This is a genomic window from Enterobacter sp. PL1 (assembly GCF_945957325.1).
Classification (GTDB): domain Bacteria; phylum Pseudomonadota; class Gammaproteobacteria; order Enterobacterales; family Enterobacteriaceae; genus Enterobacter; species Enterobacter roggenkampii.
Genome location: NZ_CAMFKT010000007.1, coordinates 115853 through 129991 on the forward strand (window position 1 = coordinate 115853; position 14139 = coordinate 129991).

Annotated in this window: 15 protein-coding genes; 6 read left to right on the forward strand and 9 right to left on the reverse strand. The window is 60.2% G+C overall.

Translation table 11 applies throughout. The annotated features are described in order from the left end of the window. The first annotated feature begins 1 nt into the window (after position 1). The 3 genes from N6P30_RS08720 (at position 2) to N6P30_RS08730 (ending at position 2861) form a co-directional block, all read left to right on the forward strand. Complete coding sequence (locus tag N6P30_RS08720) at positions 2-304, forward strand: PTS lactose/cellobiose transporter subunit IIA (RefSeq protein ID WP_029741865.1); 303 nt, start codon at positions 2-4, stop codon at positions 302-304. Positions 305-441: 137 nt separating this feature from the next. After that, the gene (locus tag N6P30_RS08725; protein ID WP_023293711.1) at positions 442-1821 is read left to right on the forward strand and encodes a carbohydrate porin; all 1380 of its coding nucleotides are present in this window, start codon (positions 442-444) and stop codon (positions 1819-1821) included. A gap of 134 nt (positions 1822-1955) precedes the next feature. Then, a complete protein-coding gene (locus N6P30_RS08730) occupies positions 1956-2861 on the forward strand; it encodes a DMT family transporter (protein ID WP_023293710.1) in 906 nt (301 codons plus the stop codon). A 48-nt stretch (positions 2862-2909) separates the two neighbouring features. Here the strand turns inward: N6P30_RS08730 and nepI are convergent, their stop codons facing one another. The 9 genes from nepI to ivbL form a co-directional block, all read right to left on the reverse strand. Further along, on the reverse strand, positions 2910-4100 hold the full coding sequence (gene nepI / locus N6P30_RS08735) for a purine ribonucleoside efflux pump NepI (protein WP_021242697.1): 1191 nt from the start codon (positions 4098-4100) through the stop codon (positions 2910-2912). Positions 4101-4201: 101 nt separating this feature from the next. Then, positions 4202-4654, reverse strand: coding sequence for a DUF1198 domain-containing protein (locus N6P30_RS08740; RefSeq protein ID WP_260629939.1), 453 nt, complete (start codon positions 4652-4654; stop codon positions 4202-4204). Between the two features lie 175 nt (positions 4655-4829). Then, positions 4830-6221 carry a hexose-6-phosphate:phosphate antiporter gene (gene uhpT / locus N6P30_RS08745; RefSeq protein WP_023293709.1) on the reverse strand — a complete coding sequence of 464 codons (1392 nt, stop codon included), beginning with the start codon at positions 6219-6221 and terminating at the stop codon, positions 4830-4832. A 132-nt stretch (positions 6222-6353) separates the two neighbouring features. After that, positions 6354-7673, reverse strand: coding sequence for an MFS transporter (locus N6P30_RS08750; RefSeq protein ID WP_023293708.1), 1320 nt, complete (start codon positions 7671-7673; stop codon positions 6354-6356). Continuing rightward, positions 7666-9171 (reverse strand): signal transduction histidine-protein kinase/phosphatase UhpB, encoded by a 1506-nt coding sequence (gene uhpB, locus N6P30_RS08755; protein ID WP_023293707.1) that lies wholly within the window; start codon positions 9169-9171, stop codon positions 7666-7668. Before uhpB ends, N6P30_RS08750 begins: the two co-directional genes overlap by 8 nt. Beyond that, complete coding sequence (gene uhpA, locus N6P30_RS08760) at positions 9168-9761, reverse strand: transcriptional regulator UhpA (protein WP_008500143.1); 594 nt, start codon at positions 9759-9761, stop codon at positions 9168-9170. Before uhpA ends, uhpB begins: the two co-directional genes overlap by 4 nt. A gap of 82 nt (positions 9762-9843) precedes the next feature. Beyond that, positions 9844-10131 (reverse strand): acetolactate synthase small subunit, encoded by a 288-nt coding sequence (ilvN, locus tag N6P30_RS08765; RefSeq protein WP_008500144.1) that lies wholly within the window; start codon positions 10129-10131, stop codon positions 9844-9846. 3 nt (positions 10132-10134) lie between these two features. Further along, a complete protein-coding gene (gene ilvB, locus N6P30_RS08770) occupies positions 10135-11823 on the reverse strand; it encodes an acetolactate synthase large subunit (protein ID WP_023293706.1) in 1689 nt (562 codons plus the stop codon). A 106-nt stretch (positions 11824-11929) separates the two neighbouring features. After that, complete coding sequence (ivbL, locus tag N6P30_RS08775; protein ID WP_057979964.1) at positions 11930-12028, reverse strand: ilvB operon leader peptide IvbL; 99 nt, start codon at positions 12026-12028, stop codon at positions 11930-11932. A gap of 521 nt (positions 12029-12549) precedes the next feature. On the opposite strand from ivbL, the gene tisB reads away from it, so the two are divergent. The 3 genes from tisB (at position 12550) to N6P30_RS08790 (ending at position 14046) form a co-directional block, all read left to right on the forward strand. Beyond that, positions 12550-12639, forward strand: coding sequence for a type I toxin-antitoxin system toxin TisB (gene tisB / locus N6P30_RS08780; RefSeq protein WP_008500146.1), 90 nt, complete (start codon positions 12550-12552; stop codon positions 12637-12639). A gap of 64 nt (positions 12640-12703) precedes the next feature. Further along, a complete protein-coding gene (locus N6P30_RS08785) occupies positions 12704-13150 on the forward strand; it encodes a GNAT family N-acetyltransferase (protein ID WP_023293705.1) in 447 nt (148 codons plus the stop codon). A gap of 62 nt (positions 13151-13212) precedes the next feature. Next, the gene (locus tag N6P30_RS08790) at positions 13213-14046 is read left to right on the forward strand and encodes an EamA family transporter (protein ID WP_023293704.1); all 834 of its coding nucleotides are present in this window, start codon (positions 13213-13215) and stop codon (positions 14044-14046) included. The last annotated feature ends 93 nt before the right edge of the window (positions 14047-14139 follow it).

Sequence of the window (14139 nt, forward strand, 5' to 3'; positions counted from 1 at the left end):
GATGATCGCACTAGAAGAAGCCGTAATGGAAATTATCGTCAACGCCGGGCAGTCCCGCAGCCTGTGCTTTGAAGCGCTGCACGCGGCGCGTCAGGGCAACATTGACGAGGCCAAAAGCCTGCTGCGCGAAGCCGATGGCTACGCGCGCCAGGCGCACAAGATGCAGACCAAACTGATCGAGCAGGATGCGGGTGAAGGCCGCCAGCCGATGACCTTAATTATGGTGCACGCGCAGGATCATTTAATGAACTCCTTATTAGCGCGTGAATTATCCGAAGAAATTATTCATTTATATCAGAGATAGTCTATGGCGAAATAAATTACTGTAATACCTCTGCACCTTAAATAGAAATCCACTTGTTCTGATGATAGCGACATATTCTGTCAGATCGGAGCGGGATGGTTATTGTCTGAATAAAATTAAACTATATTGAGATAACCATGAATACGATTAAAAAACTTCCATTAACCATGGCGGTTATCGCCGCGCTTTGCCCAATTTCCGTGCTCGCCCAGGAATTCACGCAGGAGCAAATCGACGCCATTGTGGCGAAAGCGGTGGATAAAGCCCTGGCCGAACGTCAGGCCAAAATGGATGCCGCCGTCGCGAAAAAAGCGGACGTGGTGACCGAGCCGCAGAGCGCGGCGCAATCCCCGGACATGGCGATTCCGTTCGGGATTAAATTTACCGGCTACGCCCGCTACGGCGCGCACTTCCAGGCCGCCGATCAGAAATATGTGGCGGTGGATGGCTCCTACAACGGCGCGTCCGCGATCGGTCGTCTGGGTAACGAAGGCAACGGCGGCGAGTTCCAGCTCTCTAAAGCCTTCAAGGGCGACAACGGCGCCATTTGGGACATCAACGTGATGATCGACCACTGGGGCGACGAAGTTAACCTGAAAAAAGCCTACGCGGGGGTGACCAATATTATGGCCTCCAACCCGAACGCCTACTTCTGGGCCGGCCGTGACTTCCACCAGCGTCCGCAGCAGGGCATCAACGATTACTTCTGGATGAACCACGACGGCCAGGGCGCCGGGGTGAAGAACTTCGATATCGGCGGCGTGCAGTTTGACGTCGCTGCCGTGGCGGCAGTGGAATCCTGTAGCCCGGAAGTGATGGAAGACGAAGCGAACCCGTCACGCATCACCTGTACCGGCGGGTCCGGCACGGGCGACAAAGGTAACTACGCGGCCACCTCTAAAATCCACGGTATGAAGCTCGGTCCGCTGGATCTGGAGCTGTACGCCAACTACGGCTTTGATTCAAAAGCGGTGGAGAGCGACGAGCGTCTGAACGCCTGGCAGGGTGGCGTGGTGCTGAGCCATACCAACGACAGCGGCGTGAACAAGGTGATTGCCCGCTACTCCGATAACTCGGACAACAGCGTGTTCAATAAAACAGAAGACCTGACCACGGTCTACGCCAGCTTCGAAGGGCTGTACAAATTCACCCAGGCTACGCAGGTGGAGTACATCCTCGCCTTCCACGACTACGACAACAGCCGTGATAAGACCGACAACCGTAAGAACTACAACGCCATCGTGCGCCCGATGCACTGGTGGAACGACGTTCACTCCACCTGGCTGGAAGCGGGCTGGCAGCACGTCGATTACGACAACGGCGGCGACAACAAAGGCTGGAAGCTGACCCTGTCGCAGAACATGTCTATCGCCATGGGGCCGGAGTTCCGTCCGATGCTGCGCTTCTACGTGACCGGCGGCAAGGTGGATAACGCACGCACCGCGCGCGTGAATAACACCAAAGACGAGACGCTCGACGACTTCAACATCGGCGCGATGTGGGAGGCGTGGTTCTAGTAGAGCGCCGTTTGTTTCGCCCGGCGGCGCTGCGCTTGCACGGGCCTACAACGTTTTGTAGGCCGGGTAAGCGTAGCGCCACCCGGCAAGATCCCATGTTATGCTACAAAAAAACCAACATAACAGGGGAGAAAATGGGTTCCACACGTAAAGGGATGCTGAACGTCCTGATCGCCGCCGTTTTATGGGGCAGTTCCGGCGTTTGCGCGCAGTACATCATGGAGAAAAGCCACATTTCTTCGCCTTACCTGACCATGGTTCGCCTGCTGTTTACCGGCGTGATCCTGCTGACGCTCTCCTTCGTTCACGGCGACAAGATTTTCTCGGTCATCAAACATCGCAAAGACGCCCTCAGCCTGCTGTTTTTCTCGCTGGTCGGCGCGCTCACCGTGCAGCTCACCTTCCTGCTGACGATTGAAAAATCCAATGCGGCAACGGCCACCGTGCTGCAGTTTCTGTCGCCAACGATTATCGTGGCATGGTTCGCGCTGGCGCGGAAAAAGCGCCCCGGCGTGTTTGTTTTGTCCGCGATTGTGACCTCGCTTGTCGGGACGTTCCTGCTGGTCACCCACGGCGACCCAACCTCGCTCTCCATCTCGCCTGCCGCCCTGTTCTTCGGTATCGCCTCGGCGTTTGCCGCCGCGTTTTACACCACCTATCCGTCAACGCTGATTGCCCGCTACGGCACGCTGCCGATTGTCGGCTGGAGTATGTTGATTGCCGGATTAATGCTGACGCCGTTCTACGCCGGACGCGGCACCACCTTCGTGATCGACGGCAGCCTGCTGCTGGCGTTTTTCTACCTGGTGGTGATTGGCACCGCGCTGACGTTCAGCCTGTATCTGAAAGGCGCACAGATGATCGGCGGGCCGAAGGCGAGCATCCTGAGCTGCGCCGAACCGCTGAGCAGCGCGCTGCTGTCGGTGGTGTTGCTGGGCGTGGCGTTCACCCTGCCGGACTGGGTGGGGACGCTGCTGATCGTGTCGTCGGTGGTGCTGATTTCGATGGATTCGCGTAGAAGGGTTAAGGCATCGGCGTAGCCTGATGCCCTCACCCCAACCCTCTCCCACGGGAGAGGGAGAAAAACACTACTTCGCTTTAACCTTCCCTGCCACCAGCAGCGCCGTCAGCAGCATCAGCGTGCCGGAAATCACCAGCGGTGACGTCAGCCCCAGATGGTCGAGCGCCACGCCGCCAATGGCCGCGCCGCAGGTGTTCGCCAGCTGGATCACCGCCACCTGAATCGACCCGGCTTTTTCCGCCTGATCGGCAAGCGAGCGGGTGATCCACGTCGACCAGCCCACCGGCACCAGCGCAAAGGCAAAGCCCCAGATAATCGCAATGGCAGACGCGACCCACTTATCGCTGCCCCACAGCACCAGCACCGTGGCGCTCGCAGCCAGCACCAGCGGCGCACCCGCCAGCGCCACTTTCAGGGAGCGTTTCAGGAACTGCGACGACAGCGAGGTACCGACAAAGCTGGCGATACCGAAGCTCAGCAGCACCAGCGTCAGGCCGTCCACGTCAAAGCCCGCCATGGTCATAAACACCGGGCGGATATAGGTAAAGAAGGCAAACTGCCCGGCAAAGGCCATGAAGATGGCGGTCATCCCCGCCAGCACGCCGGGGCGCTTCAGCAGCGCGAACATGTTCTGCTTATGGTGCGCCGCTTCGCCCGGCAGGGACGGCAGCGCTTTCCACACCCAAATGATGCAGAGCAGGCCCATCACCGCCGCGGCGTTGAAGACGTTACGCCAGCCGATAATCCCGCCGAGGAAGCTGCCGAGCGGCGCGGCAATCACCAGCGCGATGGAGACCGCACCGAAGATAACGGAAAGCGCTTTCGGCACCGTCCGCGCGGGCACCAGGCGCATGGTGAGCGAGGCCGACATCGCCCAGAAGCCGCCGAGCCCCAGCCCCAGGCAGGCGCGACCGAGCAGCAGCAGGGTGAAGCTTTCCGCGAAGGAGACCAGCAGGCAGGAGAGCGTCAGCAGCACGCTGAACAGTATGACCACCTTGCGGCGGTCGATGGTGCCAATCACCTGGGTGATAAACAGGCTGGCGAACATCGCCACGAAGGCGGTGACGGTAACGGACTGCCCCGCCACGCCTTCGGAAATGCCCAGGTCCTGCGCCATTGGCGTCAGCAGGCTCACCGGCAGAAACTCAACGGTAATCAGGCAGGCGACGCAGAACGCCACGGAAAAAACCGCCGACCAGTTGGGGCGTGAAACCTCTTTGGTCTGCGGTCGGGTCGTGGGCTGGATATGTTCTGTCATGGCGTCACCTGAAGATAAAAACGTGCGGAAAAGTCGCGCAGTTTATCATCAAAAGTGTGACGAATTTAACGTTTAGACAACTTTTGTGGTTTTAGAGGGGATCAGTGCAGGTAAAACACGCCCTCTTCCGGCAGGAAGAGCTGGTTATAGCGTAGCTGGAAGGCGTTCAGCTCCTGCGGATCGGGATCCATCTCGCGCATAAAGCCAAGCGCCAGACGAATTTGCGCATCGGTAATGGGTGCGGCAAGGCGGGCTTTACGCAGCATGCGGTGCCAGGCGTGCAGGTTCTCCTCGCTGCCGTCGACAATGCAGACCTGCCAGATCAACAGCACCTGCGCGGCGTTTTGCAGATGCGCCTCGTCCGGCCGTTCAAGGTAGCGGATAAACTCATTGCCCGGCGTTTTACCGAACTGATCGATCATCGACTCAACCGGCATCGGGGTGATGCCGAGACGCTCGCTTAAACGTTTGATGGCGCGGCGGGAATCTGAGGTCAGGACGCGAAATCCCACCACAAACACCACGGCAAGCGTTGCCAGCATTATCCAGACCATGCGTTCTCCTTTGACTAGCCGCTCATCATAGCGGGAAACGCACGGCGTCAACAGCGGGCATAACCAGAATAGTGCTCTGAAAAGACGTTGCGGAATGGGGGATCAGGTATTAACGCCGTCGGCGCAAATAAAAAAGCCCGGCATCACACACCGGGCAAAGACGTTACCTGCACACTCAGGCCGCTTTTAATTTCTGCGCGCGATTTTCACGGCGAATTTTACGTTCTTCCAGCACCGCGACCATCGCCATCAGGACGATACATCCGATCGCTGCCGCATCCAGCGCCGCGAAGGTGCCCGCCCAACCGGTGAGGCCGAAAATCGGCGTACCGTCGGCGATCATCCCCAGGCCAAGCTTGGCAAAGCTGTCGCCGATCAGGTAGGCGAAGGTGCCTTTAATCCCATCGGCGGCGCCGATCGCTTTTTTCGGCACGAACCCTACGGCCGCCACGCCAATCAGCAGCTGAGGGCCAAACACCAGGAAGCCGAGCGCGAACAGGGACGCCAGGTAAACGTACTGGTTGCTGGCGTGCTGGTAGATGCCGAGCGTGGCGATAATCAGCGCCAGCGCGACGCAGGCCACCAGCGCGCGACGGCCGTTGGCGAGGTCGGAGAGCCAGCCCCACAGCAGCGTGCCGACCAGCGCGCCCACTTCGAACAGGGTGAAGCCCTGAATCGCCACTTCTTTAGAAAGCTTCAGCTCCTGGAAAGCATACACGGTTGACCACTGGTCAATGCCGATACGCACCACGTACAGGAAGATATTCGAGAAGCAGAGCAACCAGATCACTTTGTTTTTCAGCACGTACTCAACAAAGATCTGCCATTTGGTCATCTCGTTCTCTTCGGTCTCTTTGTCCTCTTCGCTGATCTCCTCGCCGAACAGCTCTTCCGCTTTGCCGAGGCCGTACGATTCCGGGGAGTCGCTGCCGTAGCGCAGGCCGATAAAGCCGACAATCAGGGCGATAATCGACGGGAAGATAAACATCCCGATGACGTGGCCGTCGAACAGGTAGTTTGCGCCAAACAGCGCCACGCCAGCCGCGCCCGCCCCGCCGAGGTTGTGGGAGATGTTCCACATGCCGAGGTAGGAACCACGCTTGCGGCGCGGGGTCCATTTGGTAATGGTGGAGTAGCTGCACGACCCGCCGGTGCTCTGGAAGAAACCGCTCAGGGCGTAGAAGGCGATCATCAGGAACAGGCTAACGGAACCCGCGCCCATGCTGGCGCTGAAGCCGAGCATACAGATGGCGGAGAGGATCAGCATAAACGGCAGGAACTGCTTGGTGTTTTTGCCGTCCGCGTAGTAGGACACAACGGTTTTCCCCACGCCGTAGGTAATGGAAAAGCCCAGGCCAATCATCCCCAGCTGCGTCATGCTCAGCCCGTAGGTTGAGATCATGTCGTTCTGCGCGATGTTAAAGTTTTTGCGGATCAGGTACATGGTCAGGTAGCCGATGAAGACCACCAGATAGGACTGCATGAACGGTTTGAACCACATCTTGCGCCGCACGTCGAGCGGCAGATCCAAGGTCGGCTTGCGCACCTGATTTAAGAAGGCCAGCATGGTTGGTTTACTCCTGAGCTGATTTTTGCAGCATTGTAAAAATCAGCCGGGAGAGATGCCTGAGACAGCGTCCAGGTAAAACCGGGAAAATTTCCTAGTTTTGCGCCATACGGGGTGAAAAGGTGAAGCGCATCACATCACGCTGGCTTCGCGCGGGGCCTGCGCGTGCAGGAAAGGCAGCAACAGCAGGGCGGAAATGCCCGCCGCGATGGCGATCACCGCGAAGAAACCGCTCCAGTGCCAGACGTCGATCACCCGCGCCAGCGGCCAGCCGGAGAGCGATGCGCCCAGGTAGGCAAACAGCCCGACAAAGCCCGTCGCCGCGCCTGCCGCCTCTTTGTGGGAACACTCAGCCGCCGCCATGCCAATCAGCATCTGCGGGCCAAACACGAAGAAGCCGATGGTGAAGAAGCATGCCGCCTGCATCACGTAGCTGGCAAACGGCATCAGCCACAGCGAGCCGACGGAGAGCAAAATCCCGGCGGCGAAGATCAGGTTCATCGGACCACGGTTGCCGTTGAACAGCTTGTCCGAGCCCCAGCCCGCCACCAGCGCGCCGATAAACCCGCCCAGCTCGAACATCGTCACCGCGGAGTTGGCAGTCACCAGGTCCACGCCGAGCGTCTCGGACATGTACAGATTGCCCCAGTCGTTGATGGCCGCGCGCACCACGTAGACCAGTACGTAGCAGAGCGACAGCAGCCAGATGTACGGGTTTTTCAGCACGTATCGGGTGAGGATCTCCCTGCGGGTCAGCCCCGCGCCCTCCTGCTGCTGGGCGATCTCCATCTCGTCGTGCCGCCAGTCGCCCACCGGCGGAAGGCCGACGGTTTGCGGCCTGTCGCGCAGGCGCCAGCAGAGGAACAGCCCGGCGACAATCGCCAGGCCACCGGCAATCATCATCCCCGCGCGCCAGCCGTAGTGCAGCGCCGCGGCACCCACCACCATCGGGATCAGCGCCCCGCCGACGTTATGCGCGGTGTTCCAGACGGCCCACCAGCCGCCGCGCTCGTTGCGCGAGTACCACGCCGTGAGCAGGCGGGCGCAGACCGGCGCGCCCCAGCCCTGGAAGAAGGCGTTCAGCGCCCACAGCAGGGCAAAGGCCCACAGCGAGGTGGAGAAGCCAAACAGAATATTCACCACGCCGGTGGCGATCAGCCCAACGCCCATGAAATAACGGGCATTTGAGCGATCGCTGACGATGCCGGAGAAGAACTTCGACAGGCCGTAGGTGATATAAAACAGCGTCGCCAGCAGGCCGATATCGGTGCGGGTCATCACGCCGCTCGCGAGGATCTCCGGCGCGGCGGCGTTGAAGCTTTTGCGGGTGAAGTAGAACAGCGCGTAGCCGAGCCAGATGGTAATCAGAATATGACGTCGCCAGTAGCGGTAGCGGGCGTCGATTTCCGCTTTGTTGCTTAACGGGGCTGCGCTGGCTGGGGTTTTAAACATGGTGCGTCCTTAACGGCAGGCTGACGCTGACGCGCGTCCCGTGGGTGCAGGAGAGGCTCAGCGTGCCGCCAAGCGCCTTCACCCGCTCGCGCATGCCCGCCAGGCCAAAGCCCTGCTGGCCGGAGCCCGGCGGCAGGCCGCAGCCGTCGTCTTCAATCACCAGCATCAGGCGCTCGTCCTGCTGCCAGCCCTGGATGGTGACCGCGCTGGCGCTGGCGTGCTTGACGATATTGTTCAGCCCCTCCTGACAGACGCGGAACAGCGTCACGCGCTGGCCTTCGCTCAGCGCAGGTTCGCTAATGCGCCAGTCGAGATGGCTGACAATGCCGCGGCTTTCCAGCTCCATCTCGCGCATCAGGGAACGCACCGCCTGCTCCAGCGACAGGTCGTCGAGCTGGCGCGGCCGCAGCCTGCCGAGCAGGCGTCGCACCGAGTCATACACGCCCAGCGAAAGCTGTTCAATATGCGCCCCGCCCTGCTTCACGCCTGCGTTTTCTGCCGCCAGGCGCTGGACAATGCCCGCCTGGGTGCGGATGGCGGTAATGGTCTGGCCGATGTCATCGTGCAGCTCGCGGGCCACCTCCTGCCGCACGCTCTCTTCCGTCTCCAGCAGGCGTTCAGCCAGACGTCGGTTGCGCGCCAGCTCGGTCTGCAGGGACTGGTTCAGCTCGCGCAGGCGCTGAATGCCCGCCCCGAGCAGCAGCCCGGTCAGGCTCTGAGCCAGCAGCGAGAGCAGCAGATCCACCGGATGGTCGTGCCAGGTCTGGCTGGCGATCAGCGCGATGGCGTTCATCAGGGTCGCGATCAGCGCCCCCTGCCAGCCGTAGTGCCAGGCCAGAGCAATAATCGGCAGCGCCAGGCAAAACGGCGTGAAGCGTGATAATTCAGCGGGGAGACCAAGCTGGAGCCACAGGCTCACCACAAACAGCAGCAGATACCAGATCAGGTGCCGGGCGCGCCAGTTCACCGGCTGGGAGACCAGCGCCGGGCCGAGCGGCTGCCAGACAGTGCTTGTAAGATAATGCCAGATCACAAGGCAGGTCGGGGCCAGCGTCAGGCCGCCGGTAAGGGTCAGCAGCAACGCGTTGAGCATCTCCTTGTCGCCAATCCACGGCAGTGACTGCAGCAGTGCGGCGGCAATCAGCGCCGCCCCCTGGCGCAGCAGCGTGCGCCAGTCGCGCTGGTGACGATAGCGGGAAATGAGCGCAACGGGGAGAAGCGTGAGCAGACTTCCGGTCATCAATAAGGGCAGATGCGCGAGGGCCACTTCCTGCGCCAGCCAGACCAGCATGAGCCACTCTGCACCGAGCAAAACGGGCCAGTAGCCGCGCGGGCACTGGAGCATTAACCCCAGACGCAGGCCGAAGGGAAACAGCAGCACCGCCAGCTCAGGACGTTCCACCAGATGCAGGCTGATGCTCCACAGGCAGAACCACGCGGCGGAGAAGATGAAAAAGCTGGCAACGACGGCGATCAGCCGCGAAAAGACGGGACTCATTGCCAGCTGTCGAACATGCAGCGCGCCAGCTCGACGTCGTTGCTGACGTTGAGTTTTTCCATCAGGTTGGCGCGATGGACGTGCACGGTCTTCGGCGACAGATCCAGCTCGGCGGCAATCTCTTTTACCGACATCCCCTGCGCGAGCTTCTCCGCCACCTGACGCTCGCGCCGGGTGAGCGGATCCTGTCGTCCAGCCGCCAGCTTGATGGCGATTTCCGGCGTCAGGTAGCAGCCGCCGGTGGAGACGGTGCGCACGGCGGCAATCAGCTCGTCCGGGCTGCAGCGTTTAGAGAGGAAGCCCCGCGCCCCCGCGTTAAGGGCCTGCTCCACCAGCGCCGGGCTGTCGTGGACCGAGAGCATAATGGTCGCCATCCCTTTCGGCAGCTGGCTTAACAGCTCCAGCCCGGAGAGATCCGGCATCGAAATGTCGCAGATACAGACCTGCACCCCGCGCCCCGGCAGGCCCGCCAGCGCCTCGCGGCCGGAGCCAAACTCGGCCACGACCTGGAAATCCGGTTCGAGGTTGAGAAGCTGGGCAAAGCCAGAGCGGACGATGAGGTGGTCGTCGATAAGGGCGATGGTGGTCATGTGTGTTCCTGCGGTCTGAAAAAGCCGGATGGCGCTGCGCTTATCCGGCCTACAAGAGCGAAAGACGCTTACCTTAAGCGATCTATTCGAAGAACACCGCAATTTTGTTAAACATGGTGGGATCGGACTGGTTGCGCGCCACGTTGGTGACGTCCTCCAGCTTGTCGATCTGCGCCATCATCTGCTCCAGACGCTGGTCATCGTTGACCAGTAGCCAGATGCGGCTGTGCTCACTGCCCTGAATCGGCAGACAGAGAATGCCTTCCACGTTAAACGCCCGGCGGGCAAACAGCCCGCAGACGTGGGTCATGACGCCAGGGTGGTTGCGGACGGTGAGTTCCAGAATGACGTTATCATGTTGTTTCTGCATGGCTTATTCTCCCACCATCTCAGTATTTGCCGCACCCGGCGGCACCATCGGATACACTTTTTGTTCAGGGTCGATACGCACGTGGATCAGCGCCGGGCCCGGACGCGAGATCGCCGCCTGCAGCGCCGCGTGGGCATCCTCTTCCGCGTTCAGATCGCAGGTGTGCAGGCCAAAGCCGGCGGCAATCTGCATAAAGTTAATCATCCCCGGATAGGTCGCCGCAAACACGCCCTGCTTGTAGAACAGGCTCTGCTGCTGGTGCACCAGCCCCAGCGCCTCGTTGTTCATCAGGATGATTTTCACGTCTAACTGGTTTTCGGCTGCGGTCGCCATCTCCTGAATGTTCATCATCAGGCTGCCGTCACCGGAGAAGCAGATGACCTTGCGGTCCGTATTCGCCAGCGCCGCGCCCACAGCTGCGGGCAGGCCAAAGCCCATGGTGCCGAGGCCGCCGGAGGTCAGCCACTGGCGCGGACGGTTCAGCGGGTAGGCCTGGGCGGTCCACATCTGGTGCTGGCCCACGTCGGTGGTGATAATCGCGCTGTCGTCCACGCAGGCGGCCACGGCGTTGATCAAGCCGTAGTGGCTCAACGGGTCGCCTTCAGTTGGGATCGCGCCCGGGAACTCGCGCTGCAGATCGGCCACCAGCTGGCGCCAGTCGGCGCGATCGGTCGCGTCGGTTTGCGGGATCAGCTGCGCCAGCACTTCGGCTACGTCCCCCTGAATCGCCACGTGCGGCTGCTTGATTTTACCCAGCTCGGCGCGATCGATATCCACGTGAATAATTTTCGCGTTCGGGCAGAACTCCTCGGTTTTGCCAATCGCCCGGTCATCAAAACGTGCGCCCATCACAATCAGCAAATCCGCCTCTTGCAGGATATAGTTGGTGCTGCGCGCGCCGTGCATGCCCAACATCCCCAGGGACAGCGGGTGCGCTTTTGGCAGCATACCCAGCGCCATCAGGGTCATGGTGGTCGGCAGGTTGGCTTTTTCCGCAAACTGGCGGATTTCATCCGCAGCGTTAATCGCCCCGCCGCCCAGATAGAGCACCGGACGTTTGGCGGCGTTAATCATGGCGGCGGCGTCGCGCACGCTCTCAGCGCTGAACTCCGGCGCAGGGGCACGCTCGCCCGGCTCCGGCAGCACGTCGATCTCGATCTCTGCGGTCTGGACATCCTTAGGAATGTCTATCCACACCGGGCCCGGGCGGCCGGACTGCGCAATGCGGAACGCATCGCTGATAACCTGAGGAAGCTCGGCGATGTCGCGAACTAAATAGTTATGTTTGGTGATGGGGATAGAGATGCCGTAGGTATCGACTTCCTGGAACGCATCGGTGCCGATCATCGAGGACGGCACCTGGCCGGTAATGCAGATCAGCGGAATGGAGTCGAGACGCGCGTCGGCGATGGCGGTCACCAGGTTAGTGGCGCCCGGCCCGCTACAGGCCATACAGACCGCCGGTTTACCCTGGGTACGCGCCATGCCCTGGGCGATAAAGCCTGCGCCCTGCTCGTGGCGCGCCAGCACGTGGCGGATCTGCGTGCTTTGGCTTAACGCATCGTACAGCGGCAGTACCGTGCCGCCGGGGATGCCCGCAACCGTGGTGATGCCCTGTCGCTCCAGCAGATGAACGATCAGCTGCGCGCCGGTAAAACGCGTCTTGGTGGATGTTGTGCCCGAACTTGCCATGCTCCAGTCCTTTTCTTCTGAGCCGACTATCCGGGGAGGGTCCTAAACGAAAAACCCCGCCCGGTTTGCGCCGGCGGGGTTTTGGATTCGTGTGTTGATCCAGTCCCTACGGCGCATTGCCGACGACCACCACCACACGCACGACGACCACTGCGGCTGGTTGCGCAGTTTTTAGTAGGGTCGAAGTGAAGATGGATGAAGTCATTGGGGACCTGTGTTTGGAATCATTGATGGAATTTATACAAACACAGGTTTTCGGGCGTGACAATGGAAATATTTTCATCTGCGCAAAAATGCGTCAGGGATCACGTTTCGTTTGTTGGGGGATGAAAACAAAAAACCCCGCCGAAGCGAGGTTTTTATCAGGGTTTTGCGGTTGGTCGCCGCAGAACACACTGTGTTACGTCAACGCAAAAAGTATACGCGATCGAAGACGAACGCGCAATTCCGGCACGGATTTTGACGTTTTTGAGTATGGATCGCCTTCCAGATTTTGTCTACAAAACACTGTTCATACGTACAGTATTTATCTATACTGAGGGTGTTCGCAGTGAGCGAGGGGGCCGCAGTTCTACCGGCGCAACGAAGTCCTGGCTGAAACGGGTGGTGCCGTCAGTGCCTTAACCCCTGAAGTGAGCACACTGTGTTACGTCAATCCAGGTGCTGGCAACAGGCGGCGGAAAGGTACGCCAGCATCGTGCTCCTTTTAACCAAAAGGAGACGCGTATGAGCGTAGTGGATATGGTGATACTTATCCTCAAACTCATTGTTGCAGTACTGCAACTGCTTGATGCTGTCCTGAAATTCGTTCGGTAATTCAGGTTCAAGTCGCACCTGAGAGGGGCGGGCAACCGCCCCTCTTTAATAACGAGGGAATGCTATGTCGCGTCTGTTAATTGAGCCTGTCACGCCCGACGAGCCGGGGTATATCGCCCTGAAGGCGGAAAGTATCGCATCGAATTTCAACATGCTGCGCAGGCTGGAAGAGAGCTGGCAGCGGGGTGAGAACCGCTTTAACGCGCCGGGTGAAAAGCTGCTGGGGGCGTTTCTCAACGGCAAGCTGGTTGGCGTGTGCGGTCTGAATCGCGATCCGTTCAGCCAGCAGCCGCGCGCCGGGCGTATTCGCCATCTCTACGTCAGCGAGAAGTGCCGTGGGCTGGGGATTGGCAAGCAGCTTTTAACCGTCGTGATGGCCGATGCCAGCATCTGGTTCGATTTCCTCAATACCCATGCGCCGGACGCTGCCTACGGGTTTTATCGCCAGGCAGGGTTTACGCTGGTCTCGGACGAACCGCGGGTGACGCACCGCCTTTTTTGTGCGGTGTAACCGGCTGGCAGCTTCAGGACGTGAATGTTACAGTTGAGTGACAACTCATCACCCGACACGCCATGACCCTCACCGTATTCTGCATTTTACTCTTCGCCGCGCTGCTGCATGCCAGCTGGAACGCCATCGTCAAAGCCGGAACGGACAAGCTCTATTCCGCGATTAGCGTCAGCGGCTCCGCCACGCTGATTGCCCTGGTGCTGCTCCCCTTCTCTCCACAGCCCTCTGCCGCAAGCTGGCCGTTTTTGATCGTCTCCTGTGCCTTACAGGTGGTCTACACCGTGCTGGTCGCGAAGACCTATCAGGTTTCCGATATGAGCCAGACCTACCCGCTGATGCGCGGCACCGCCCCGCTGCTGGTGGCGCTGATCGGCGTGCTGGCGCTCGGCGATCGTCTCTCCTGGCTCGCCTGGTCCGGCATCGGGGTAATTTGCCTGTCGATTCTGGCGATGGCAATGAACGGGCGCATGAAGTCACGCAAGGGGATCTGGCTGGCGCTGCTGAACGCCTGCTTTATTGCGGGATATACGCTGGTGGACGGCACCGGCGTGCGGCTGTCGGAGACCGCGCTAGGCTATACGCTGTGGACCTTCTTTATGAACGGCTTCTGCCTGCTGAGCTGGGCGATGGTCGCGCGTCGGCGCGAGGCGTCCGGCTACCTGCGTCTGCACTGGAAAAAGGGGCTGCTTGGCGGGGTGGGGACCATGGGCTCTTACGGTCTGGCGCTGTGGGCGATGACGCAGGCGCCGCTGGCGGTGGTCGCGGCGCTGCGTGAAACCTCCATACTCTTTGGCGCGCTGATCGCTTTTTTGCTTTTAAAAGAGAAGGTTGCGGGCCTGCGCATTGCAGCAGCGCTGGGTATCGCCGGCGGCGCCATTCTGCTGCGCCTGGCGTAAAGCACTGGCAACATTAGTTGCCGTTATTGTTTACAAATCCTGCCTTTACCGGTTTTTCCATTCACCGCGACAATGCTTAAATTGTCATCTCTC